The 24,669-nt window shown below is 72.9% G+C and carries 17 protein-coding genes; 6 read left to right on the top strand and 11 right to left on the bottom strand.

All coding sequences use genetic code 11. The annotated features are described in order from the left end of the window. Nucleotides 1-12 precede the first annotated feature (12 nt). Nucleotides 13-756 carry a TIGR03936 family radical SAM-associated protein gene (locus ACIGNX_RS04795; RefSeq protein WP_396536355.1) on the bottom strand — a complete coding sequence of 248 codons (744 nt, stop codon included), beginning with the start codon at nt 754-756 and terminating at the stop codon, nt 13-15. A 257-nt stretch (nt 757-1,013) separates the two neighbouring features. Between ACIGNX_RS04795 and ACIGNX_RS04800 the strand changes: the two genes are divergently transcribed. Continuing rightward, on the top strand, nt 1,014-2,498 hold the full coding sequence (locus ACIGNX_RS04800; protein ID WP_396536357.1) for a S8 family peptidase: 1,485 nt from the start codon (nt 1,014-1,016) through the stop codon (nt 2,496-2,498). Nucleotides 2,499-2,523: 25 nt separating this feature from the next. Here ACIGNX_RS04800 and ACIGNX_RS04805 read toward each other — a convergent pair whose 3' ends face one another. From ACIGNX_RS04805 to ACIGNX_RS04820, 4 genes are all read right to left on the bottom strand, one after another. After that, the gene (locus ACIGNX_RS04805) at nt 2,524-4,488 is read right to left on the bottom strand and encodes a TIGR03960 family B12-binding radical SAM protein (protein ID WP_396536359.1); all 1,965 of its coding nucleotides are present in this window, start codon (nt 4,486-4,488) and stop codon (nt 2,524-2,526) included. Nucleotides 4,489-4,554: 66 nt separating this feature from the next. After that, entirely contained in the window at nt 4,555-5,397 is an 843-nt protein-coding gene (locus tag ACIGNX_RS04810) for an ABC transporter permease (RefSeq protein ID WP_396536361.1), read from the bottom strand. Beyond that, nucleotides 5,394-6,182, bottom strand: a complete 789-nt coding sequence (locus tag ACIGNX_RS04815; protein WP_396536363.1) for an ABC transporter permease — start codon at nt 6,180-6,182, stop codon at nt 5,394-5,396. The genes ACIGNX_RS04810 and ACIGNX_RS04815 overlap by 4 nt, the downstream gene beginning before the upstream one ends. 1 nt (nt 6,183) lies before the next feature. Further along, nucleotides 6,184-7,104 carry an ABC transporter ATP-binding protein gene (locus ACIGNX_RS04820; protein WP_396536365.1) on the bottom strand — a complete coding sequence of 307 codons (921 nt, stop codon included), beginning with the start codon at nt 7,102-7,104 and terminating at the stop codon, nt 6,184-6,186. Between the two features lie 56 nt (nt 7,105-7,160). On the opposite strand from ACIGNX_RS04820, the gene ACIGNX_RS04825 reads away from it, so the two are divergent. Further along, the gene (locus ACIGNX_RS04825; RefSeq protein ID WP_396536367.1) at nt 7,161-7,751 is read left to right on the top strand and encodes a GNAT family N-acetyltransferase; all 591 of its coding nucleotides are present in this window, start codon (nt 7,161-7,163) and stop codon (nt 7,749-7,751) included. A 48-nt stretch (nt 7,752-7,799) separates the two neighbouring features. On the opposite strand, the gene ndk is transcribed toward ACIGNX_RS04825, so the two are convergent. Next, nucleotides 7,800-8,210: a nucleoside-diphosphate kinase gene (gene ndk / locus ACIGNX_RS04830; protein ID WP_396536369.1), complete on the bottom strand. Its 411-nt coding sequence runs from the start codon at nt 8,208-8,210 to the stop codon at nt 7,800-7,802. Between the two features lie 103 nt (nt 8,211-8,313). Continuing rightward, complete coding sequence (gene pulA / locus ACIGNX_RS04835; RefSeq protein WP_396536371.1) at nt 8,314-13,839, bottom strand: pullulanase-type alpha-1,6-glucosidase; 5,526 nt, start codon at nt 13,837-13,839, stop codon at nt 8,314-8,316. Between the two features lie 217 nt (nt 13,840-14,056). On the opposite strand from pulA, the gene ACIGNX_RS04840 reads away from it, so the two are divergent. After that, nucleotides 14,057-14,494, top strand: a complete 438-nt coding sequence (locus ACIGNX_RS04840; protein ID WP_396536373.1) for a DUF488 family protein — start codon at nt 14,057-14,059, stop codon at nt 14,492-14,494. A 3-nt stretch (nt 14,495-14,497) separates the two neighbouring features. On the opposite strand, the gene ACIGNX_RS04845 is transcribed toward ACIGNX_RS04840, so the two are convergent. The 3 genes from ACIGNX_RS04845 to ACIGNX_RS04855 are packed head-to-tail and all read right to left on the bottom strand — an operon-like array spanning nt 14,498 to nt 18,887. Beyond that, a complete protein-coding gene (locus ACIGNX_RS04845) occupies nt 14,498-14,893 on the bottom strand; it encodes a DUF4233 domain-containing protein (protein ID WP_396536375.1) in 396 nt (131 codons plus the stop codon). Then, nucleotides 14,890-16,254 (bottom strand): bifunctional folylpolyglutamate synthase/dihydrofolate synthase, encoded by a 1,365-nt coding sequence (locus ACIGNX_RS04850; RefSeq protein WP_396536377.1) that lies wholly within the window; start codon nt 16,252-16,254, stop codon nt 14,890-14,892. Before ACIGNX_RS04850 ends, ACIGNX_RS04845 begins: the two co-directional genes overlap by 4 nt. Then, entirely contained in the window at nt 16,251-18,887 is a 2,637-nt protein-coding gene (locus tag ACIGNX_RS04855; protein WP_396536379.1) for a valine--tRNA ligase, read from the bottom strand. Before ACIGNX_RS04855 ends, ACIGNX_RS04850 begins: the two co-directional genes overlap by 4 nt. A 200-nt stretch (nt 18,888-19,087) precedes the next feature. Here ACIGNX_RS04855 and ACIGNX_RS04860 point away from each other — a divergent pair, with 200 nt between their 5' ends. The 3 genes from ACIGNX_RS04860 (at nt 19,088) to ACIGNX_RS04870 (ending at nt 22,992) form a co-directional block, all read left to right on the top strand. Beyond that, the gene (locus ACIGNX_RS04860) at nt 19,088-19,984 is read left to right on the top strand and encodes a hypothetical protein (protein WP_396536381.1); all 897 of its coding nucleotides are present in this window, start codon (nt 19,088-19,090) and stop codon (nt 19,982-19,984) included. Between the two features lie 197 nt (nt 19,985-20,181). Then, entirely contained in the window at nt 20,182-22,476 is a 2,295-nt protein-coding gene (locus ACIGNX_RS04865; RefSeq protein WP_396536383.1) for an FdhF/YdeP family oxidoreductase, read from the top strand. A gap of 42 nt (nt 22,477-22,518) precedes the next feature. After that, a complete protein-coding gene (locus tag ACIGNX_RS04870; RefSeq protein WP_396536385.1) occupies nt 22,519-22,992 on the top strand; it encodes a hypothetical protein in 474 nt (157 codons plus the stop codon). A 68-nt stretch (nt 22,993-23,060) separates the two neighbouring features. Here the strand turns inward: ACIGNX_RS04870 and ACIGNX_RS04875 are convergent, their stop codons facing one another. After that, on the bottom strand, nt 23,061-24,581 hold the full coding sequence (locus tag ACIGNX_RS04875; protein ID WP_396536387.1) for a phytoene desaturase family protein: 1,521 nt from the start codon (nt 24,579-24,581) through the stop codon (nt 23,061-23,063). Nucleotides 24,582-24,669 lie beyond the last annotated feature (88 nt).

Here is a 24,669-nt window from a genome sequence, read left to right on the forward strand (position 1 = left end):
ATCACCGCCCGGTCAGACCTCCGCCGCCCTGTCCGGGGCAAGCGGGTCGACCAGGCCGCCGTCATCGTCCAGCCGCCCCTGCGCCATCCGGGTCGCCTTCGCGGGGACCGGCGGAACCAGGTCGGCGACGACTCGGAGCGCACTCAGCACGTCGTCGGGTCTCACGGTAGGTGTTGTCTGCCGTACGACCGTCACGAGTATCCCACACGGCTGTGACAAATCCCGTGCATCGTGTCCCGCATCGCTCGAATGCGCGGCCGGAGGAGCCTCGACCTGGGCCGACACGATGGCCGGCCGCACGTCCACGACCTTCTTGCCGTCCTTGGTCAGGCGCTCGACCTGCACGGACGCGGCGGCCATGAGCGCGGCGGCGGCTTCGGCCAGCTCTTCGGGCGACACGCCGGGCAGCTCCACCCGCCAGGCGCTCGCCTCGATCCGCTCGGGCAGCGTGCCGCCGGACGACTCGACGACCTCCAGCACGTCGAGGCCGGGCGGCAGCACGGCGTCCAGCGCGGCCCGCAGCGCGTCGGGGTCCACCCGGTCGACGACGGACACCTCGACGTACTCGGCCTCGCTGGCCACGCCCGTGGGCGCCGCACCCACCCATGACACCTTCGGGTGAGGGCTGAAGCCCTGGGAATAGGCCATGGGGACGCCCGCCCGTCGCAGCGCGCGCTCGAACGTGCGCGCGATGTCACGGTGTGACGTGAACCGCAGCCGACCGCGCTTGGCGTAGCGCAGGCGGAGCTTCTGCACTGGTGCGGCCGACGGGTTGGGCTGCTGCTGGCGGCTCAGGGCTGCTCCCCTTGGTTCCCTGGTGGCCCGTGACGGGGTCGACACCCCAACGGTCCACGCTCCTACTCCGGCAGGACGGTACCGTGGCCCCGTTCGGCACCGTCGCGCTTGTCTGCTCCGCCGCAGCCGGCTACGGTCCGGCATCAGCACTCGATCGACGGTTCGCCCGAGGTCGGGTCGACGGTCCCCCGTCACCGGTACAGCCCTGGAGGTCCCCCGTGCCTCTGCACCGCCGCGCCCGAGCGGCCGCGGTCAGCGCGGCGCTGCTCGCGACCGGCTGCCTGTCGGTGACCGCGCCCGCCACCGCCGAGCCCGCCGGGCCCGCGCCCGCCGTGGACTGCGTGCAGCCGGGTCCGACGCTGCGCTACCTGGTCGTGTTCGACCCGGGCACCAGCGCGCCGCTGGCCGACGCGCGGATCGCCGCCGCGTGCGGCACCACCGCCCACTACTACCCGCAGATCGCCGTGGCCGTGGCCGTGTCGTCGGACCCGAGGTTCGGGCAGCGCGTCGGCCTGGACCGGGCGTACAGCGCGCAGGCGGACGGCCTGTCGAAGCGCGACGGCGCTCCGGCCAGGGCGAAGAAGAAGGACGACGAGACGACCGGGGCGCGCGCGTCGGGCGGTGCGGTGGACCGCACGGCCGAGCAGTGGGACATGGACCTGATCCGCGCGGCCGAGGCGCACGCGGTGAGCCGGGGCAACCGGGACGTGGTGGTGGGCGTGCTGGACTCGGGCATCGACCCGGCGCACCCCGACCTGGCCGGGGCGCTGGACCCGGCGCTGTCGGCCGGCTGCACGACCGGCGTGGCGGACCCGTCGCCGGCCGCGTGGGCGCCGACCACGTCCGGGCACGGCACGCACGTGGCGGGCACGATCGCGGCGGCCGACGACGGCGTGGGCACGACGGGCGTGGCGCCGGGCGTGCGGATCGCGTCGGTGAAGGTCGTGGACGACGCCGGGTTCATCTACCCCGAGTACGCGGTGTGCGGGTTCATGTGGGCCGCCGAACGGGGCATGACCATCACGAACAACAGCTACTTCATCGACCCGTGGGTGTTCACCTGCCAGGACCAGCAGGGCCAGGCCGTGGTGTACGAGGCGGTGCGGCGGGCGGTGGAGCACGCGTCCGCGCGCGGGGTGCTCACGGTGGCCGCGGCGGGCAACACGGCGGCCGACCTGACCAAGCCGGGCCGCGACGCGCAGAGCCCGACCAACGCCGCGCCGGACGACGTGAAGCCGCGGCCGGTGGACAACACGTGCCTGGTGCTGCCGGCGCAGCTGCGCAACGTGGTGGCGGTGTCGTCGGTGGGCGCGGACAAGGTGAAGGCCGGGTACAGCTCCTACGGGCTGGGCGCGGTGGACCTGACCGCGCCGGGCGGCGACCGCAGGCAGTCGCCGGACGACGGGCGCGGCGGGTGCGTGCTGTCGACCGTGCCGGCGGCCGGGTACGACTACTCGTGCGGCACGTCGATGGCCGCGCCGCACGTGTCGGGGGTGGCGGCGCTGCTGGCGTCCACGCACCCCCGGGCGACCGCGGTGGACCTGTCGAAGATGCTGAACGCGCGGGCCGAGACGCTGTCGTGCCCGGCGGACTACGACCTCAACGGCACGGGCGTGCAGGACGCGTACTGCATGGGCCACTCCGAGTACAACGGCTTCTACGGCCACGGCCTGGTCGACGCGGTGGCCGCCGTGCGGGAGTAGGCCGGGCCCGGTCGGGCCCGACCCGTCAGCCCTTCGCCAGCGCCGGGTTGCGCACCGGGGAGCCCTTGCCGACCGGCGAGATCGGCAGCAGCGTCCGACCGGTGGGGCCCACCTCGATGTCGGTGCCCATCGCGGGGCACACGCCGCAGTCGAAGCACGGCGTCCAGCGGCAGTCGTCCTGCTCGCGCTCGTCCAGGGCGTCCTGCCAGTCCGCCCAGAGCCACTCCTTGTCCAGGCCGGAGTCGAGGTGGTCCCAGGGCAGGACCTCCAGCTCCTCGCGCTCCCGGGTGGTGAACCAGGCCAGGTCGACGCCCAGCGGCGTCAGCTCCGCCTCGGCCGCCCGCACCCAGCGCTCGTAGGAGAAGTGCTCGGACCAGCCGTCGAACCGGCCGCCCTCGCGCCACACCCGCTCGATCACCAGGCCGACCCGCCGGTCGCCGCGCGAGAGCAGCCCTTCGATCAGCGACGGCTTGCCGTCGTGGTAGCGCATGCCGATGTTGCGGCCCAGGGCGCGGTCGGAGTTCACCGCCTCGCGCAGCTTGCGCAGCCGGTCGTCCACCGTGTCCGGGTCGCACTGCGCGGCCCACTGGAACGGGGTGTGCGGCTTGGGCACGAACCCGCCGATGGAGATCGTGCAGCGGATGTCCTTGCGGCCGGAGACCTCGCGACCGGCGCGGATGACGTTCTTGGCCATCTCCGCGATCTGCAGCACGTCGTCGTCGGTCTCGGTGGGCAGGCCGCACATGAAGTACAGCTTCACCTGCCGCCAGCCCGCGCCGAACGCCGCGCTGACGGTGCGGATCAGGTCCTCCTCCGACACCATCTTGTTGATCACGCGGCGGATGCGCTCGCTGCCGCCCTCCGGGGCGAACGTGAGGCCCGACCGGCGGCCGTTGCGGGACAGCTCGTTGGCCAGGTCGATGTTGAACGCGTCGACCCGCGTCGACGGCAGCGACAGGCTCGTGTTCGTGCCCTCGTAGCGGTCGGCGAGGCCCTTGGTGATCTCGGCGATCTCCGAGTGGTCCGCGCTGGACAGCGACAGCAGGCCGACCTCCTCGAACCCGGTCGCCTCCAGGCCGCGCTGGACCATCGCGCCGACGCCCTCGATGGACCGCTCCCGCACCGGGCGGGTGATCATGCCCGCCTGGCAGAACCGGCAGCCGCGCGTGCAGCCGCGGAAGATCTCCACGCTCATCCGCTCGTGCACGCTCTCCGCGAGCGGCACCAGCGGCTGCTTCGGGTACGGCCACGCGTCGAGGTCCATCGTGGTCCGCTTGAACACCCGGTACGGCACGCGCTCGCGGTTGGGCACCACGCGCTGGATGCGGCCGTCGGGCAGGTACTCCACGTCGTAGAACCGCGGCACGTAGACGCCGCCGGTCTCGGCGAGCCTGGTCAGGATCTCGTCGCGCCCGCCGGGACGGCCCTCGGCCTTCCACGCGCGGACGATGTCGGTGATCTCCAGGACGGCTTCCTCGCCGTCGCCGAGCACCGCCGCGTCGACGAACGGCGAGATCGGCTCCGGGTTGAACGCCGCGTGCCCACCGGCCACCACGATCGGGTGATCCTCGGTGCGGTCGGCCGCGTGGATCGGGACGCCGGCCAGGTCGAGCGCGTTGAGCAGGTTCGTGTAGCCCAGCTCGGTGGCGAAGCTGACGCCGAGCAGGTCGAACGCGCCGACGGGCCGGTGGCTGTCCACGGTGAACTGCGGCACGCCGTGCTCGCGCATCAGCGCCTCGAGGTCGGGCCACACCGCGTAGGTCCGCTCGGCCAGCACGTCCGGCTGCTCGTTGAGGACCTCGTACAGGATCATGACGCCCTGGTTCGGCAGGCCCACCTCGTAGGCGTCCGGGTACATCAGCGCCCATCGCACCGCGGCGGCGTCCCAGTCCTTCACGGTGGCGTTGAGCTCCCCGCCGACGTACTGCACCGGCTTGGACACCCTCGGCAGCAGTGGCTCCAGCGCGGGGAAGACCGACTCGACACTCACGCCGACCAGGGTAACGGCATCGGGGCGCCGCGTCGGAGGAGCGGTCCGCCGGCGGACGGGCGCGGGTCAGGTCAGCAGCAGCCTGCCGAGCCGGCGCGCGGCGACGACCACCCCGACCACCGCCATCACCGCGAAGTACGCGACGTGCGCCAGCACCCCCCAGCCGACGAAACCCGTGGTCAGGGCCCTCATCAGCTCGATCGCGTGGTACAGCGGCGTGCAGCGGACCACGGCCTGCAACCAGCCCGGGTAGACCGACAGCGGGTAGAACGTGGTCGAGAACAGGAACAGCGGCATCACGGCCAGTTGCACCAGGTCGAAGTCGTGCCACGAGCGCATGAACGTGGCCGCCGCCATGCCGACCGCCGCGAACGCCAGCGCGACCAGCAGGCACGCGGGCAGCGCCAGCAGCGCCCACGGCGAGCCGATCAGCCCGAACCCGAGCATGACCACGATGAACCCGGCCGAGTACAGGCCGCCGCGGATCAGGCACCAGGTGGCCTCGCCGAGGGCGATGTCGACCGGGCCGAGCGGGGTGGCCAGGACGGCGTCGTAGGTCTTCGCGTACTTGAACTTGAAGAACAGGTTGAACGTCGCCTCGAACACCGCGCCGTTCATCGCCGACGCGGCCAGCAGCGCGGGCGCGACGAAGACGGCGTAGGGCACCGGCCCGCCGGGGCCGTCCACGGTGGTGACGAGCTGCCCCAGGCCGTAGCCGAGGGAGAACAGGAAGAACAGCGGCTCGAAGAACCCGGAGAGCACCGACATCCAGGCACGCGTGCTGACCAGGTACGAGCGCTCGACCAGGACGTGCGCGCGGCCCGCGTACAGCCCCGGCGGGACGATCCGGAACAGCAGGCCGGCCTCGGCGCGCGGTGCGGGCGGCCGGGTGACCGTCTCGTTGGTCATACGGCCAGCCTCCGGTGGAAGTAGCGGCGGCCCAGGACCACGCCGACGGCGAGCAGGGCGGTCAGGTAGGCGACGTGGCCCAGGGCGGGCAGCGGGCGCAGGGTGCCGAACGTCGCGCCGCGGGCCAGCTCGATGCCGTGCCAGACCGGCGTGACCCAGGCCAGCGGGTGCAGCCAGCCCGGCAGCTGGCTCAGCGGGAAGAAGCCGCCGGTGAACAACGTCATCGGCACCACCAGGAAGCGGAAGACCGCGTTGAACGAGTCCGGCTTCTCCCGGGTGGCGGCGAAGGCGACCACGGGCGCGCTGAACGCCATGCCCGCCAGCGTCGCGAACGGCACGGCCAGCACCGCCGCGGGGCTGGTGATCGCGCCGAGGGCCGCCGCGACGGCCAGGAACACGGCGGTGCTCGACGCCAGGCGCAGCGCGATCCACAGCAGCTGGCCGTGCAGCACCTGCGCGGGCGTGACCGGGGTCGACGCCATCGCCAGGTACGTGCGCTGCCACTTGAACGACGAGAACACCGCCCACGTGGACTCGAACACCGCGTTCTGCACGGCGGTGATCACCAGCAGGGCGGGCGCGAGGAACACCAGGTACGGGTGGCCGCCGGTGGCCGCGCCGTCGCGCACCTGGGAGCCGAACCCGACGCCCATGGCGAGCAGGAACAGCACCGGTTGCAGGAAGTTCGAGATCACCGTGGCCCGCCAGTTGCGGCGGTACCAGGTCCAGTGGTGCTCCACCGCGAGGAACGCGGCGCGCCACCCCCCGACGACGTGCGCGCTCATGTCAGTCCACCAACGTCCGGCCGGTCAGGCGCAGGAAGACGTCCTCCAGCGTGCTGCGGCGCACCAGGCTGGACACCGGCCGCACGCCCCGCGCGTGCGCCGCGGCCAGCGCCGCCTCGCCGTCGGAGGTGTAGAGCAGCACCCGGTCGGGCAGGACCTCCACCCGGTCGGCCAGGTCGCGCACCTCGGCGGCGCTCTGCTCGCCCGGCGGGAAGCGCAGCTCCAGCACCTCCCTGGTCGAGTAGCGGCGGATCAGCTCGGCCGGCGAGCCCTCGGCCGCGATCCGACCGCCGTCCATCACCACCAGCCGGTCGCACAGCTGCTCGGCCTCGTCCATGTAGTGCGTCGTGATGATGAGCGTGACGCCGGACTGCTTGAGCCGGAACAGGCGGTCCCACAGCAGGTGGCGCGCCTGCGGGTCCAGGCCCGTGGTCGGTTCGTCCAGCAGGAGCAGCTCCGGGTCGTTGACCAGGGACCTGGCGATCGTGAGCCGCCGCTTCATGCCGCCCGACAGCGGCTCCACCTCGGCCTCGGCGCGATCGCTGAGCTGTGCGAACTCCATCAGCTCCACGGCGCGCTCGCGCACCGCCGCCCGGGACAGGCCGAAGTAGCGGCCGTAGACCTGGAGGTTCTGCCGCACGGTCAGCTCGGTGTCGAGGTTGTCCTGCTGCGGCACCACGCCGATGCGGGCCCGGATGCGCGGGCCGTCAATGTTCGGGTCCATGCCCAGCACGCGCAGCTCGCCGCCGGTGCGCGGCGACACGCACGAGACCATCCGCATCGTGGACGACTTGCCGGCGCCGTTGGGGCCGAGGAAGCCGAACGCCTCGCCCTTGCTCACCTCCACGTCGATGCCCCGGACGGCTTGGAACGAGCCGAAGTGCTTGGTCAGGCCCTTGGCGTGGACGAGGGTGGGGGTCACGTTCGTCACGGTAGCGGCGAGGTCCGACATTCCCGGAACCGTTTTAGGGTGGCGCCGTGGAGATCGAGCTGGACCGGCCGGTGGTGGCCGACGAGCGACTTCGGTCCGAAGTGCACGAGGTGCTGCACGCCGTCGTGGCCGCGGGCGGCGCGATCGGCTGGACGTCACCGCCCGGGCGGGCGGAGACCGACGCGTGGCTGGACACCGTGCTCGGGTCGCCGCGGGACGGTGCGCTCGTCGTGGCGCGTGTGGACGGTGTGCTGCGGGGCACGGCGACGTGGCGGCGGTCCGACGGCGAGGTGTTCGAGCACATGGCCGAGGTGCGCCGGGTGACGGCGCACCCGGCGGCGCGCGGTCTCGGCCTGGGCGCGCGGTTGCTGGGCGCGGTGGTCGAGCACGCGCGTGCCGCCGGGCTGGAGGTGCTGACGCTGGGCGTGCGGGGCAACAACCACGGCGCGATCCAGCTCTACGAGAGCCTGGGCTTCCGCGAGTGGGGTCGCCTGCCGAACGTCATCGCGGTCGGCGACGTGCGCTTCGACGAGGTGCGCATGTACCTGCCGCTGGGCTACCGGGAGGGCGTCGTGCTGCACGGCTCGGCCCCGGGCGGCCTGGGCTCCTCGCCCGCGCGGTCGGCGGTGGGCCGGTAGCGCGACGGCCCGGTCACCGCGCGGGTGGCCGGGCCGTCGGGCGGTCGTTCAGAGGCTCGGGAACCAGAGCTTGATCTCGCGCTCGGCCGACTCCGGCGAGTCCGAGCCGTGGACCAGGTTGAACTGGACCTCCAGCCCGAAGTCGCCGCGGATCGTGCCGGGGGTGGCCTTCTCGACCGGGTCGGTGCCGCCGGCGAGCTGGCGGAACGCCGAGATCGCCCGCGTGCCCTCCACCACCAGCGCCACGAGCGGGCCGCCGGTGATGAACTCGACCAGGTCGCCGAAGAACGGCTTGCCGTCGTGCTCGGCGTAGTGCTGCTCGGCGGTCGCGCGGTCCACGGTGCGCAGTTCCAGCGCGGCCAGGTGCAGGCCCTTGCGCTCGATGCGGGAGATGACCTCGCCGACCAGGCCGCGGCTGACGCCGTCGGGCTTGACCAGGACCAGGGTGCGCTCGCTCACGGCGGTCGGTACTCCTTCGTACGGGATTTGTGCGACTGGGTGAAGGGTAACGGGGCTCTGACCACGACCTCCCACCACCCGTGATGGCCGAGCGGCCGCACGGCTAGCGGGTCAGGACGACCACCGAGCGGGCGGGCGCGGTGATCGCGTCGTTGGCGACGGTGGCCTTGTCGCCGCTCAGCGGGTGGTTGCGCCAGTTGCCGGGTACCGCCACCGACTTGCCCGTCGGGTACGGGTTGACGATCACCAGGATGCCGTCCAGGGCGGGGTCCGCGTCCGGGCCCGCCGTGTCGTCCAGCAGGGCCGCCACGACGCCCGGTTCGGCCGCCGGGAACGACAGCTTCCGCTGCACCAGCGCCGCGTCGTTCAAGGTGAACAGGGGCGACGACTTGCGGATGCGGAGGAGTTCCAGCGTGTTGTCCACGGCGGTCCGCATGTCGGCCGGCGAGGGCTTCAGGGCGCCGTCGGCCAGCAGGGGCGCGGCGTACGGCCACTTGTCCTCGTTGTCGGCCGCCGGTGGCAGGCCGCGGCCGAAGCCGTTGTCCCGCAACGACGGGTCGTAGCGGTTGAACCAGTCGCCGGAGTCGTAGCTGTTGCGGTCCAGGGACTTCGACCGCAGGAACTCCGCGCCCGCGTGCAGGAACGGCTGCCCCTGGCCCAGCAGCACGGGCGCCAGCGCGACCTTCTGCATCCGCACCCGGTCCGCCATGGACGTGCCGACCGGCAGCTTGAAGGTCTGCGAGTCGAACAGCGTCTCGTTGTCGTGCGCGTCGACGTACGTGATCACGTCGGCCGGCGCGCCCGTGTACCCGGCCGGCGAGCCGTTGTACGGCACGTCACGGCCCGCCACCTCACCGCCGCCGGTGGCCCGGAACCGGTACGACGCCATGTTGCCCGCCATGCCCAGCTTCACCAGGTCGGTGTAGTTGGCCAGCCGCGCGGCCGCGTCACCGCCGGTCGGGGAGCCGTTCGGGTCGCCCGCGAGCCCCGAGGCCAACCCCTGCACGCGCGGGTCCGCGTCGAACGGGCCGCCGCCGCGCACCGCGTCGCGCAGCCGGTCGCTGAACGTGCCGATGCCCGTCCCGGCCAGGTTCGCCTGCGTGGCCTGCTCGAACCGGGCGTTGCCGGCGACCTCGCCGAAGTCCCAGCCCTCGCCGTAGATCCGGATCTTGCGCCCGTCCACGCCGTCGCGTTCGACGGTCAGCGCGTCCAGCGCCGCGCGCACGGCCAGGACGTTCGCCTTCGGGTGGTGGCCCATGAGGTCGAACCGGAACCCGTCCACCTTGTACGTGCGGGCCCACCGCACCACGGAGTCCACGACGAGCTTGCCCATCATGGCGTTCTCGGTGGCGGTGTTGGCGCAGCACGTCGAGTCCGCCACCGTGCCGTCGGCGTTGAGCCGCTGGTAGTAGCCGGGCACGACCTTGTCGAGCACGGACGTCGGCGCGTCGCCGGAGGCGGCCGTGTGGTTGTAGACGACGTCCACCACCACGCGGTTGCCGTTGTCGTGCAACGACTTCACCATCTCGCGGTACTGCACGGAGCGCGCCCACCCGGTCTGCGCGTCGTCCGTGGCGTAGGAGCCCTCGGGCACGTCGTAGTGGAACGGGTCGTAGCCCCAGTTGAAGCCGTCCTTCGCGGCGGCGCCGGTCACGCACGACTGCTGCGCCGGGGAGTCGGCGGGCAGCGACGCCAGGTCGCACGCCGGGCGCTGCTGGTCCGCCCGCTTCTCCGGGATGGTGGCGATGTCGAACGTCGGCAGCAGGTGCACGGTGTCCAGCCCGGCGGCGGCCAGCTCGCGCAGGTGCGCCATGCCGGCCGACGACGGGTGCGTGAACGCCTTGTAGGTGCCGCGCTCGGCCTCCGGGACGGACGTGTCGCCGATCGAGAAGTCGCGGACGTGCAGCTCGGTGATGCCGTGCTCGGTCGGGTCGTCGTCCAGGCCGCGGGCTACGTGCCCGGCCCACCCGGCGGGCATGGTGCGCGCGTCGCCGAGGTCGGCGAACTGCGAGTGCGTCGAGTTCACCGCGAGCGCCACCGAGTACGGGTCGGTGACCGTCACCGTGCGACCGGCCGCGGTGACCTCGAACAGGTAGAACTTGTCGCGCCACGGCCCGGACGCCGACCACGAGCCGGACGCGTCGTCCCGCACCAGGTCCACGGTCTTAACCGGGTCGCCGGACGGCTGGTCGTACAGCTTCAGCCTCACCGACGACGCCGTGGGCGCCCACAGCCGCGCGGTCACGCGGTCGCCGGCGAACGTCGGCCCGTAGGTCAGCGCGGTCGCGGCGGCGGCGTACCGGTCGTCCAGCACGCCCGCGATCTGCACGCCCGTGCGGTGGCGCAGCCCGCCGCCGGAGTCGACGTGCACGGCGGACAGCCTGCCGCGCAACGCCTCGTCCAGCCGGGCGCCGTCACGCACCCGGAACACCGGCTTGCCGCGCAGGTGCGGGAACTTCGCGGGCACCGGCTCCGCCGACGGCTCCAGCCGCAGCACCTTGCCGTCGTGCTCCAGCCGGTAGCCGTCGGACGGCACCACCGGCACGTCCCACACGACCAGGTCCTTCGTCACCCAGACGGCCTTGGCCTTGGTGAGGTCGTCGTCCACGCCCGCACCGCCGGAGGGCGGCAGCACGTACGAGATCGAGCCGTCCGGCCTGGTGGAGCCGGAGACGTACCAGACCTCGTGGCCGGTGCCGGCGACGTCGAGGAACTGGTCGGGGCCGGGGTCCTTCGCGTCGCCCTTGTGGATGATGTTGCTCAGCCCCGCCGCGCCCGGCTCCAGCGGCACGGACCAGTACACGCCGAACCGGTCGGAGCCGTCGGGCACGCGGGACTGGTTCCAGCCGGGGCTGGGTTCCAGCGACCCCGTCCAGTGGTAGAGCGTCCAGTCGGCGTAGTCGCCGTCGGGCCGGTTGTAGTGGATCACCGCGCGGTTCTGCGCGGCGGCCAGGCTCGCGAACACCCGGTCACCGCCGACCCACGCGTGCCCGGCGGTGCGACCGGTCGCCTCGACCGCGCCGCCGCGCACCACGGAGAAGTCGACGGGCGCGGTGGCCGGGATCGTCGCCACTCCCCCGGTGAACGGGTGGTCGACGCCGCCGGCGCGCACCACGAGCCCCGTGGGGTCACCGGTGTGCGTCACCACCGCCCGACCGGTCGCGGCCACCTCGCTCGCGTGCACGGCGGTCTGACCCTGGTTGAGCCACACCTGGGCCGTGGCGCCCGGGTCGACGAACCGGTCGGCGTCGGTGTCCTTCTGGTCGCCGCGGTGGGCGATGATGCCGACCGAGCGCGCGCCCGGCTTGAGCTTGACCCAGGCGAACCGGCCGAACGGCGTCTCACCCGCGAACGGCAGCGGCGCGTCCCACGTCGGCGCGTCCTCGACGTCGCCCCACGCGTGCAGGCCCCAGCCGTCGTAGTCGCCCGCCGGGCGGTTGTAGTGCACCACCAGCCAGTCCGGGGTGACGGCGGTCGGCGGTTCCACGACGGGCGCGGCGACCAGGCCGACCTTCGCACCGTCCGCGCCCAGCGCGCCCTCGGCGTCCTTGGCGACCACGCGCAGCTCGACGTTCCCGCCCGCGGCCGCGCCGGGCAGCTTCGCCAGGTCGGCGAACACCCGGTAGGGCGCGGCGTCGTCAGTGCCGAGGACCTGCCAGTCGCGCTGCCCCTCGACCCGTGCGGCGAACGTGGCCTGCGCGTACGGCGAGGTGACGCCGTCGGCGCGCAGCTCGACCCGGTCGGTCAGCACGGTGCCGGTCGCGGGCACGGCGAGCGTGGGCGTCGGCGCGGCGGACGGGATCTTCCCGGTCGACCTGAGCACCAGCGCGGACAGGGCGGGAACGGTCACCTTCACCGTGCCGCCGGAGGCGTTGACCTGCGAGCCGGCGGAGGGCCAGATCGGCCGGTAGCCCTTGCCGGCCGCGGGGACCTCCACGGTCGCGGGCGCGGTGCCGGCGTTGGCGACCACCAGGTGCTCGACCTGCCGGGTGCGGGCCGTGCGGCTGAACGCGATCACGTCGCCCCGGGTCAGGCGCAGCGCCTGGTTGCCCTCGCGCCACACCGGGTCGGCGTCCACGAACTTCGCCAGGTCCCGGAGCTGCCGGTACAGCGGGTGGTCGGTGCGGAAGTTGTCCACCGCGCCGGTGCGGTCGCTGCCCACCAGGTCCTCGGCGGCGTACTCGGGGGTCTTGGAGGCGAACATGTCCTGGCGGGCCAGCTTGTCGCCGCCGGTGCCCGCGAAGCCCTGCTCGTCGCCGTAGTAGACGACCGGGTTGCCGCGCCACAGGTACATCAGCGCGTTGCCCAGCTCCAGGCGGTCCAGCAGCTCGGCCTCGGAGATGCCCGGCCGGCTCTCGCGCAGCATCCACGCGATGCGGCCCATGTCGTGGTTGCCCAGGAACGTCGGCAGGGAGGAGGCGTTGGAGTCGGCGTCGGTGTACCGGTCGTCCTCGACCAGCACCTCGCCGAGCCGGGCCGCGCCCTGACCGGACAGGAACCGGGCCGCGCCGCTCTGGAACGGGAAGTCCAGGGTGGCCTGCATGCGGCCGGTGGTGGTGTAGCGGGAGGTGAACGCGGGGTCGGCGTCGAACACCTCGCCGAAGACGAAGAAGTCCTTCTTGCCGCGCATCGCCGCGTACTGCTTGACGTGCGGCGCGAGGGCCTGCCAGAACTCCATGTTGACGTGCTTGACCGTGTCCACCCGGTAGCCGTCGATGCCGAGGGTGTCGATCCAGCTCGTGAAGATCCGCTTCATGCCCTTGACGACCGCGGGGTGCTCGGTCATCAGGTCGTCCAGGCCGAAGAAGTCGCCGTACTCGTTGGACTCGCCGCTGAACGTCGAGTCGCCGCGGTTGTGGTAGAGCTGCGGGTCGTTCAGCCAGGCCGGGGTCTTCTCGCCCTTGACCACCGGCGTGTACGGCGCGGTGAGCTTCGGGAACGGCTCCCGGCCCGCGATCTCGGCGATGTCGACCGGCTCGCCCCGCTCGTCCAGGTAGGGCTGCGCGCCCGTGGTGACGTAGTCGTGCCCGCCCTCGGCGTAGTCGATCAGGTCGGCCGTGTGGTTGGCGACGATGTCGAAGAAGACCTTGATGCCCCGGCGGTGGGCGTCCTGGATGAGCCGCCGCATGTCGTTCGTGGTGCCGAAGTGCGGGTCGAGCCGGGTGAAGTCGGTGGTCCAGTAGCCGTGGTAGCCGGCCGAGACGTCGTCGCCCGAGCCCTGCACCCACCGGTTGGTGAACATGGGCGTCATCCAGATCGCGGTGACGCCCAGGTCGTCCAGGTAGCCGATCTTGTCACGCAGGCCCTTGAGGTCGCCGCCGTGGTAGAAGCCCTTGTCGGCCGGGTCGTAGCCGGTCTTGAGCCGGTCGGTCTCCGCCGTGCCGCCGCGGTCGTTGCGCGGGTCGCCGTTGGCGAACCGGTCGGGCATCACGAAGTAGAACCGCTCGCCGGACAGGTCGGAGCGCAGCGCGTCCCTGGCCAGCGCCCGGTCCTCGCCCCGCACCCCCGGCGCGAGGTCGGTGACGGCGCCCACCGCGAGCCGCCGCGCCACTTCGGGCGCGGCGCCGGCGGGTGGTGGCACGAACGGCACAACGGCCAGGGCGATGAGCGCGGCGACGGCCCGACGCATCGCGACCTCCTTGTCGCAAGAACTTGCAACCCGCCCCGGGCGACTGCTCGGGACGGAGTGCACAAAACCACGGCGGTCCACGGCCGAACAAGGCCCAGACGGCTGCAAGTGCTTGCAGAGCCTTGCGCCACCGTTAATCGGGTTAGGCCTTTAAGGTGACCTCGACGGCGATGCCCGGGTACCTGTACGACGAGGACCGCACGCGTTCGGAGACGGCATGAAGCTGTACACCATCGGGTTCACGAAGAAGTCCGCCGAGGAGTTCTTCGGTCTCCTGCGCGCGTCCGGCGCGGACAAGGTGGTGGACGTCCGGCTCAACAACGTCTCCCAGCTCGCCGGCTTCGCCAAGCGGGACGACCTGCGGTACTTCGCGCGGGAGCTGTGCGGGATGGGCTACGCCCACCGGCTCGACCTCGCGCCCACCCGGCCCCTGCTCGACGACTACCGCAAGCACGGCAGCGGCTGGCCCGCGTACGCGGCCGGGTTCCTGGACCTGCTGCGGGACCGCGGCGTCGAGCGCTCCGTCCCCCGGGAGGCGCTGGCCGACGCGGTGCTGCTGTGCAGCGAGGACGCGCCGGACCACTGCCACCGCCGCCTGGTCGCCGAGTACCTGGCGGAGCGCTGGGGCGGTGTCTCCGTCGAGCACCTGGCCTGAGGGCTAGCGCTGCTGCTGGCTCGGCAGCCTGCCCTCGGCCATGCGCTTGGCCACGTCCCGCCGCAGCCACAGCAGGTACACCCAGACCAGGCTGAACACCACGCCGATCCCGCCCAGCGCGGTCAGGGCGAACCACGACGCCACCATCACGACGTGGACCGCCACGATCACGTAGACCGCCCACGGGCGCTTGAGCAGCGCGCACGTGCCGATCAGCGCCACGATCAGCCCGAGCACCAGGTACCCGGTCCCGGTGCCGACGCCGCCGGCCAGCTTCGCCACCACGGGCAGCGCCAGGGCGACGACGATCACCTCGAGGATGAGCGTGCCGGCCATGATGCCGCGGAAGGACTTCATCGGGTCCTTCTTCGGCGCGGGGGCGGGCGCGGGCGTCGTCACGACGGCTCCTTGCCGAACAGCGCCCGCGCGTCGCCCGCCGTGACGACCGAGCCGGTCACCACGACACCGCCGCCGGACATGACGTCCCCGTCGTCGCCCTCCTCGGCCAGCCGCACGGCCTCCTCGATCGCGTCGTCCAGGTGCGGCCGCACGACCATCCGGTCCTCGCCGAAGATCGGGACGGCCACACCCGCCAGCAGGTCCGGGTCCATGGCGCGGGGCGAGGAGTTGGCGGTCAGGACGACCTCCTGCACGACCGGCTCCAGCGCGCCGAGGATGCCGACGGCGTCCTTCTCCTGCATCACGCCGACGACGGCGACGAGCTTGCGGAAGCCGAACTCCTCGTCCAGCGCCTTGGCCAGGGCTTCCGCGCCGTGCGGGTTGTGGGCGGCGTCGACCAGCACGGTCGGCGCGGTGCGGACGCGTTCCAGCCGGCCCGGGGAGGTGGCGGTGGCGAACGCCTCGCGCACGGCCTCCACGTCGAGCTGCCGGTCGGCCCCCGCGCCGAAGAACGCCTCCACGGCGGCCAGCGCGAGGGCGGCGTTGGCGGCCTGGTGCGCGCCGTGCAGGGGCAGGAACACCTCGTCGTACTCGCCGGCGAGCCCCTGCAACCGCAGCATCTGGCCGCCCACGGCGATGTCGCGCTGGATCACGCCGAACTCGGACCCGAGCCGGGCGACGGTGGCGTCGACCTCGGCGCACCGGCGCAGCAGCACCTGCTCGACGGCCGGTTCCTGCTTGGCCAGCAGCGCCACGGCGCCGGGCTTGATGATCCCGGACTTCTCCCGCGCGATGCCGGCCAGGTCGCCGCCCAGGTACTCGACGTGGTCCAGCCCGATGGGCGTGATCACGGCCACCCGGCCGTCGGCGATGTTCGTGGCGTCCCAGGAGCCGCCCATGCCGACCTCGACCACGGCCACGTCGACCGGCGCGTCGGCGAACGCGGCGAACGCCATGCCGGTGAGCACCTCGAACTTGCTCATCGGCACGTCGCCGCGCGCGTCGACGATCGACAGGTACGGCTCGACGTCGCGGTAGATCTCCACGTACCGCTCGGGGCTGATGGGCGCGCCGTCGACGCTGATCCGCTCGGTGGCGAGCTGGAGGTGCGGGCTGGTGTAGCGGCCGGTGCGCAGGCCGATCCTGGTCAGCAGCGCGTCGATCATCCGGGACGTGGACGTCTTGCCGTTGGTGCCGCCCACGTGCACCACCGGGTAGGACGCCTGCGGGTCGCCCAGAATGTCGGCCAGCGCCCGGATGCGGTCGAGGCTCGGCTCGATCTTGGTCTCGGGCCAGCGGGTGTTCAGCTCCGACTCGACCTGTCGCAGCTCCTCCAGCGCGCCCGTCTCGAAGCCGGTCACGAGTTGTCCTGCGGCAGGGTCTCGAGGCGGGCGTGGATGCGGTCGATCTCGGCGTTGGCGGCGGCCAGGCGCGCCTGGATCTTGGCGACGACGTCGGCCGGCGCCTTGTCGAGGAACGACGCGTTGCCGAGCTTGCCCTCGCACTGGGCGCGTTCCTTCTCGGCGACCGCCAGGTCCTTGGCCAGGCGCTTGCGCTCGGCCACGACGTCGATCGCACCGGACAGGTCCAGCTCGACCTTCACGGTGCCCTTGGGCAGGCCGACGTCGAGCGAGACGCCGGCGGCGAAGTCGTCGCCGGGCTCGGTCATGCGGGTCAGCGACCGCACGGCCGGGACCTGGTCGAGCAGGTCGACGCAGCACGCGCCGCGCACCTTGCCCGCGACCTTCTGACCGGGCTTCAGGCCCTGGTCGGAGCGGAAGCGGCGGATCTCGGTGACGAGCTTCTTCAGGCCCTCGACCCGGGTGGCCGCCACGTCGTCGCGGGCCGCGCCGGTGGGCACGGGCCAGTCGGCGACGACGAGCGACTCGCCGCCGGTCAGCGTGGTCCACAGCGTCTCGGTGATGAACGGCGTGAGCGGGTGCAGCAGCCGCAGCAGCACGTCGAGGACGTGCCCGAGGACGGTCTGGGTGGCTTCGGCGCGGGCGCCGCCCTCGGCGAGCTGCACCTTGGCCAGCTCGAGGTACCAGTCGCAGAACTCGTCCCAGGTGAAGTGGTAGAGCGCCTCGCTGAGCTTGGCGAACTGGAACGCCTCGAAGTGGCCGTCGACCTCGGTGACGAGGGCGTCGAGCAGGTCGAGGATCCACCGGTCGGCGTCGGTCAGCTCGTCGCGCGGCGGGACGGGCCGGTCGACGGTGGCGCCGTTGTTCAGGGCGAACCGGGACGCGTTCCACAGCTTCGTGGTGAAGTTGCGGGAGCCCGCGGCCCACTCGTCGGCCAGCGCCATGTCGGAGCCGGGGTTCGCGCCGCGCAGCAGCGTGAACCGGGTGGCGTCGGCGCCGTAGGCGTCCATCCAGTCGATGGGGTCGATGCCGTTGCCGCGCGACTTCGACATCTTCTTGCCGTGCTGGTCGCGGATGAGGCCGTGCAGGAACACGTGGTCGAACGGCTGCTCGCCGTCCATCGCGTACCGGCCGAACATCATCATCCGGACGACCCAGAAGAACAGGATGTCGTAGCCGGTGGACAGCACGCTGGTCGGGTAGAACTTCGCCAGGTCGGCGGTCCGGTCGGGCCAGCCGAGCGTGGAGAAGGGCCACAGGCCGGAGGAGAACCAGGTGTCGAGGACGTCCTCGTCCTGGACCCAGCCCTCGCCGGGCGGCTCGTCGTCGGGGCCGACGCACACGACCTCGTCGTCGGGCCCGTACCAGACCGGGATGCGGTGGCCCCACCACAGCTGGCGGGAGATGCACCAGTCGTTGAGGTTCTCGACCCAGTCGAAGTAGCGCTTGTTCAGCTCCGGCGGGTGGATCGTCGTGCGGCCGTCGCGGACGGCCTCGGCGGCGGCCTCGGCGAGCGGGGTGACCTTGACCCACCACTGCATCGACAGGCGGGGCTCGATGACGGTGTCGCAGCGCGAGCAGTGGCCCACGGAGTGCTTGTAGGGGCGCTTCTCGGAGACGATGCGGCCCTGCTCGCGGAGGGCGGCGACGACGGCGGGGCGCGCCTCGAAGCGGTCCAGCCCCTCGAACGGGCCGCGCGCGGTGATCACCCCGCGCCCGTCCATGACGGTGAGCGCGGGCAGGTCGTGGCGCTGACCGATCTCGAAGTCGTTCGGGTCGTGCGCGGGCGTGACCTTGACCGCGCCGGTGCCGAACGCCGGGTCGACGTGCTCGTCGGCGACGACGGGCACGTAGCGGCCGGTCAGGGGCACCTCGACCTCGGTGCCGATGAGGTGGCGGTAGCGCTCGTCCTCGGGGTGCACGGCGACGGCCGTGTCGCCGAGCATCGTCTCGGCGCGGGTGGTGGCGACCACGATGGAGCGCTCGCCGGAGCCGTAGCGGATGGAGACCAGCTCGCCGTCGTCCTCGGAGTGGTCCACCTCGATGTCGGACAGCGCGGTCTGGCAGCGCGGGCACCAGTTGATGATGCGCTCGGCGCGGTAGATGAGGCCGTCGTCGTAGAGCTTCTTGAAGATCGTCTGGACGGCGCGGGACAGGCCCTCGTCCATGGTGAAGCGGACGCGCGTCCAGTCGACGCCGTCGCCGAGGCGGCGCATCTGGCCCAGGATCCTGCCGCCGACCTCCTCGCGCCACTCCCAGACGCGTTCGACGAACTTGTCGCGGCCCACGTCGTGGCGGGACTTGCCCTCGCCGGCGAGGGCGCGTTCGACGGCGGTCTGGGTGGCGATGCCCGCGTGGTCGGTGCCGGGCAACCAGAGGACCTCGTAGCCCTGCATGCGGCGGCGGCGGGTGAGCGCGTCCATGACGCTGTGGTTCAGCGCGTGGCCCATGTGCAGGCTGCCGTTGACGTTCGGCGGCGGGAGCACGATGGTGAACGGCGGCTTGTCGCTGGTCGCGTCGGCCGTGAAGTAGCCGCGCTCGACCCACCGCTCGTACAGCCCGGCCTCTACCTCGGCCGGGTTCCACGCCGGCGGGAGTTCGGAGCGCTGCGGTGCGGTGGGGGTCTCAGTCACGGTCGAAGTCTACGGATGCGCGGGTATCGACTTCTAATCAGATACCTGCTAGCGGCACGCGTCGGGACGCGGACTCGTCCGCGGTCGCGCCGCCGGCCGCAGCGCCGCGCGGGATGCCGTGCCGGCGGTGACCGTCCGTGTCGACAACTCCACCGCCGGGTGGTAACGCCTTCAGGTGAGGCTCGGCGAGTAGGGGGAACGTGGACGAGTACCGGATCGAGGACCACCCCGACCTGCGGGACGGCAGGTGGGCGCGTGACGCCGTGCGGCGGGCCGAGCGCGAGGCCCGGCTGCGGAGGCTGCGGTCGTTGCCGCGGCGGCCGCGGCGGTTCTGGGTGGGGTTGGCGATCGTGGTGGCGGCCGTGCTGCTGGGCTGGGCCGTGGTGGAGTCGGGGTCGGGCGGGCCGTCGGGCCGGGCGGCGGTGGACCCCGACGAGCCGTTCGCGGGCACGTCGGCGGCGGGGTGGGCCGACGGCGCGGCGGGCGTGGTCGAACCCGAGGCCGTCGCGGTGGGCGGGTACTCCCCCGAGCAGGTCGCGGACGCGTACCGGCGGGTGCGGGAGGCGGTGGTCGCGGCGCGGGTGGACCGGCGGGTGGTGCGCGACCACGACCTGGAGCCGTTCTTCGGGCTGTTCGCGCCGGACCTGCGGGAGTCGCTGCGGGTGCTGTTCGACGGCCGCAACGACGGCGAGGCGGCGCTGGTGGCCACGCGGGTGGACCGGACCGCGCGGTTGTCGGAGGCGGAGCCGAAGGTGCGCGGCGAGATGGTGGCCGAGGTCGGCCCGGAGGGCGAGCTGGCGGTGCGGACGGACTACGCGTTCGCCTACGCGTTCACGCCGGACCGGCCGGAGGCGGTGCGGGGACCGCTGGACGTCGTGGCGTCGTCGCGGTTCCGGGTGCGCTACTCGGTGCGCTCGGGCGGTCCCGGGGTGACCGGGCTGTGGGCGGACGCGTCGGCGGGCTCGTTTCACTCGATCGCGTGTTCGAGCGCGAAGCGGGGGTTCCTGGCGCCCGCGTTCTCCGAGCCGTCGCTGCCGCCCGGCCTCGACTTCGACCTCGGCTCGCCGTCGTCGCCGGCCGACGGCTGCCCCGACTAGGTCACCCGGTCGGCCGATTCGCACCAACGTGATGCCGCTCACAATGAGCGTGATCACCGGGGTCGTCGCAGGTGATGACGCCGGCGCACGGGCCGTTCACAACCCCTTGGGGCCCGTGCCGGCGGTCGGCGCGACCGGCGATCGGACAGACCGCCGGCGCGCTCGCGCGGGGCGCGCCGGCGGCACACTATGGGGTTATGGACCGCACCCCTCCCCGGCAGGACATCGACGAGTCGCAGCTCGACGTGAGCGAGCCCAAGCGGTGGGCGGCGGGCATCCCCGGCGTGGCCGTGTCGCTCAAGCGCGGGGTCGAGCAGATGGGCGTGACCCGCACGGTGACCGCGTTGAAGCTGCTCAACCAGCGGGAGGGGTTCGACTGCCCGGGGTGCGCGTGGCCGGAGCCGCAGGGGCACCGCAAGCTGGCGGAGTTCTGCGAGAACGGCGCGAAGGCGGTGGCCGAGGAGGGCACCAGGCGTCGGGTCGGCCCGGAGTTCTTCGCCGCGCACCCGGTCGCCGAGCTGGCCGGGCGGACCGACTACTGGCTGGGGCAGCAGGGCCGGATCACCGAGCCGGTGGTGCTGCGCGAGGGCGCGACGAACTACGAGCCGATCGGCTGGCAGGACGCGTTCGACCTCATCGCCGAACGCCTCAACGCCCTGGCGAGCCCGGACGAGGCCGTCTTCTACACCTCCGGCCGCACCAGCAACGAGGCCGCGTTCCTGTACCAGCTGCTGGTGCGCTCCTTCGGCACGAACAACCTGCCCGACTGCTCGAACATGTGCCACGAGTCCTCGGGCGCGGCGCTGTCGGAGACCACGGGCATCGGCAAGGGCTCGGTGAGCATCGACGACTTCGCCCGCGCGGACCTGATCGTGGTGGTGGGGCAGAACCCGGGCACGAACCACCCGCGGATGCTCTCGGCGCTGGAGGAGGCCAAGCGGGGCGGCGCGAGGATCGTGGCGGTGAACCCGCTGCCGGAGGCGGGGTTGCTGCGGTTCAAGAACCCGCAGAACGCCCGCGGGCTGGTGGGCGCGGGCACCAAGCTGGCCGACGAGTTCCTGCAGATCCGGCTGGGCGGCGACCAGGCGCTGTTCCAGGCCGCGGGCAACCTGCTGCTGTCGTGGGACGCGGTGGACCGCGAGTTCGTGGAGGGCTTCACCGACGGGTTCGCCGAGTACGCCGAGCACGTGCGGCGGCTGGACTGGGAGTCGGTCGACGCGGCCACCGGCCTGCCCCGCGCGCAGGTGGAGGGGTTCGCGCGGGCGCTGGCGGAGTCCCGGCGCACGATCTTCTGCTGGGCCATGGGGTTGACGCAGCACAAGCACTCCGTGCCGACGATCCGCGAGATCGCGAACGTGGCGCTGCTGCGCGGCATGATCGGCAAGCCCGGCGCGGGGCTGTGCCCGGTGCGCGGCCACTCGAACGTGCAGGGCGACCGGACCATGGGCATCTGGGAGAAGATGCCGGAGGAGTTCCTGTCGGCGCTGGAGGCCGAGTTCGGCATCGAGGTGCCGCGCGAGCACGGCCTCGACACGGTGGCGTCGATCCGGGCGATGCGCGACGGCGCGGCGAAGGTGTTCTTCGCCGTCGGCGGCAACTTCGTCGCGGCCACCCCGGACACGGCGGTGACCGAGGCGGCCATGCGCGGGCTGGACCTGACCGTGCACGTGTCGACCAAGCTGAACCGGTCGCACGTCGTGCACGGCCGCACGGCGCTGATCCTGCCCACGCTGGGCCGCACCGAGAGCGACGTCCAGCACACCGGCGAGCAGTTCGTGACGGTCGAGGACTCGATGTCGGTGGTGCACCGCTCGCGCGGCCGGCACGCGCCCGCCAGTGACCGGCTGCTGTCGGAGGTGTCCATCGTGTGCCGGCTGGCGCGGGCCGTGCTGGGCCCCGACCACCCGGTGCCGTGGGAGGAGTTCGAGAAGGACTACGACCTGATCCGCGACCGGATCGCGCGGGTGGTGCCCGGCTGCGCCGACTACAACGCCCGGGTGCGCCGCCCGGACGGCTTCGTGCTGCCGCACGCACCGCGCGATGCCCGCGAGTTCACCGGCACCCGGTCGGGCAAGGCGCACTTCGCGGTCGAGGACCTGACCGTGCTGCGGGTGCCGCCGGGTCGGCTGCTGCTGCAGACCATCCGCAGCCACGACCAGTTCAACACCACGATCTACGGCCTGGACGACCGCTACCGGGGCGTGAAGGACGGCCGGCGGGTCGTGTTCGTCAGCCCCGAGGACCTCGACGTGCTCGACCTGCTCGACGGGCAGCACGTGGACCTGGTCAGCGAGTGGCCCGACGACCCGACGGGCGTGACCGAGCGGCGTGCCGAGCGGTTCCGGGTGGTGTCCTACCCGACCGCGCGCGGCTGCGCGGCGGCGTACTTCCCGGAGGCGAACGCGCTGGTGCCGCTGGACTCCACGGCCACCGTGTCCGGCACGCCGACGTCCAAGTCGATCGTGGTGCGGCTGGAGCGGGTCGTCGACTGACCGCGTAACGCCGGAGGCCGTTCGGGCGAACCCACGCACGTGATGAGGACCGTGCCCGTCGTGGCGCTGTTCGCGCTCTGCGCGTGCACCGGCCCACCCGCCGACCCGCCCGCCGCCGGGCCGCCGCCCTCCTCCGCGGTGGCCGGTTCGACGGTCCTGACCTGCGCGGCCGCACCCGCGGACGTGGTCGGCACGGCGCTGGGCCAGCGGCTCAACCACCCGCGTCAGACGATCGCGGGCAACGTCGTGCGCTGCGCCTACGAGGGCGGCACCACCGAGGTCCGCTTCGAGACCGGCGCGGACGCGGCGTCGTTCGCCAGGGGTCGCGAGGAGCACGGCCAGGTCACCGACCTGCCCGGCTTCCACGACGAGGGCTACCGCGCCACGGCCGTCACGGGCGAGGTCGTGCTGACCGCCGTCGCCGCCCGCGCGGGCGCGGTTGCGATCACCGTGACCACGGGCGCCACCGCCGACCGGGCCCAGCGGCTGGTCGACACGCTGTTCGCCGGCCTCTGAGGCCGCGCCTCACCGCTCCAGGACCTCGCCGCGCCGCTCAGGCACTGCCTCACCGCTCCGGGACGGCCTCACCGCTCCAGCACGGCCATCGCCGCGTTGTGGCCGCCGATCCCGCTGACCCCGCCGCCGCGCCGGGCGCCCGCGCCGCAGACGAACAGGTTCGCCACGTCGGTCTCCACGCCCCAGCGGCCCACCTCGTCCTCCTGCTCGGCGAACGGCCAGGCCAGCTCGCCGTGGAAGATGTTGCCGCGCGGCAGGCCGAGTTCGGCTTCCAGGTCCAGCGGCGTGCGGACCTCCAGGCACGGCCGGCCGTCGGCGTCCTTCGCCAGGCAGGACTCGACCGGCTCCACCAGGTGGGCGTTCAACCCGGCCAGGTAGCGGCCGACCAGCGCGTCGCGCAGCCCGTCGTTGTCCGGCTCGAACAACGCCGCCGGCGTGTGCAGGCCGAACAGCGTCAACGTGTGCCAGCCCCGTTCCACCAGCTCCGGCGCGAGGATCGACGGGTCGGTCAGCGTGTGGCAGTACATCTCCGCGGGCAGCACCGACGGCACCCGCCCGGCCGCGCTCTCCCGGTACGCGGCCTCCAGCTGCCCGTACGACTCGTCCACGTGCAGCGTGCCGGCGAACGCCACCCGCGGGTCCACGCCGCTGCGGAACCGCGGCAGCCGTTCCAGCAGCATGTTCACCTTCACCTGGCAGCCCTCGGCGACCGGTGCCGCCGGACGGCCCCGCAGCCGGTCCAGTGTGGACGGGGCGACGCCGGACAGCACGAACCGCGCGCCCACGACCCGCCCGTCGTACTCGACCTCCGCCTCCGCGCCGTCCGCGTCCACCCTGGTCACCTCGGCCCGCGTCACGACCTCGGCGCCCGCCTCGCGCGCCACCCGCAGCAGCTCGCCGGTCACCGAGCCCATGCCGCCCGCGGGCACCTGCCACTCGCCCGTGCCGTTGCCGATCACGTGGTAGAGGAAGCAGCGGTTGGCCTTCAGGTCGTGCAGCGACGCGTGCGTGCCGATCAACGCGTCCGTGGCCACGACCCCGCGCACCACGTCGTCGGCGAACAGCTCCTCCAGCGTCTCGCCGATCGGCCGTTCCACGACCTGGTCCCACAACCGCGTCCGCGCCACGGCGTCCACGTGCACCCGCGCGTGCTTGCGCGACACCAGGGGCTCCAGCAGCGTCGGCGACAACGCCTCGGCGAGCACCTCCAGGTCGTCGTACCAGCGACGCCACCGCTCCCACTCGACGTCCGAGCCCGTCAACGCCCGGAACGACGCCGCCGTGGCCTCGCCGGGCGCGCGCTCGACCAGCAGGTCACCAGCCGGGGTGTAGGAGGACACCGAGCGCGACCGCAACGCCACCCGCAGCCCCAGGTCCGCCACGATCCGGTCCGGCAGCAGGCTGACCAGGTACGAGTACCGCGACAGCCGCGCCGGGACCCCCGGGAACGCCTCCTCGCTCACGGCCGCGCCGCCGACGTGGTCCAGCTTCTCCAGCACCAGCACCGTGCGGCCCGCCCGTGCCAGGTAGGCGGCCGCCACCAGCGCGTTGTGCCCGCCGCCGACCACCACCACGTCGTAGGTATCCACCCGGCCGACTCTAGCCAGTGGTCGCGGTGGCCGGTGGCCGCTGTTCGGCGACCCGCTGTCGGCCACGTCCGTAACCTGGTGGGTGGTT

It is taken from the genome of Actinosynnema sp. NPDC053489, assembly GCF_044544865.1.
Lineage (GTDB): Bacteria > Actinomycetota > Actinomycetes > Mycobacteriales > Pseudonocardiaceae > Actinosynnema.

What these genes read in the sequence shown, in the direction of transcription:
- ACIGNX_RS04810 (WP_396536361.1), bottom strand. Translation starts at nt 5,397, where the DNA reads ATGACCAACGAGACGGTCACCCGGCCGCCCGCACCGCGCGCCGAGGCC.
- ACIGNX_RS04815 (WP_396536363.1), bottom strand. Translation starts at nt 6,182, where the DNA reads ATGAGCGCGCACGTCGTCGGGGGGTGGCGCGCCGCGTTCCTCGCGGTG.
- pulA (WP_396536371.1), bottom strand. Translation starts at nt 13,839, where the DNA reads ATGCGTCGGGCCGTCGCCGCGCTCATCGCCCTGGCCGTTGTGCCGTTC.
- ACIGNX_RS04840 (WP_396536373.1), top strand. Translation starts at nt 14,057, where the DNA reads ATGAAGCTGTACACCATCGGGTTCACGAAGAAGTCCGCCGAGGAGTTC.
- ACIGNX_RS04865 (WP_396536383.1), top strand. Translation starts at nt 20,182, where the DNA reads ATGGACCGCACCCCTCCCCGGCAGGACATCGACGAGTCGCAGCTCGAC.
- ACIGNX_RS04870 (WP_396536385.1), top strand. Translation starts at nt 22,519, where the DNA reads ATGAGGACCGTGCCCGTCGTGGCGCTGTTCGCGCTCTGCGCGTGCACC.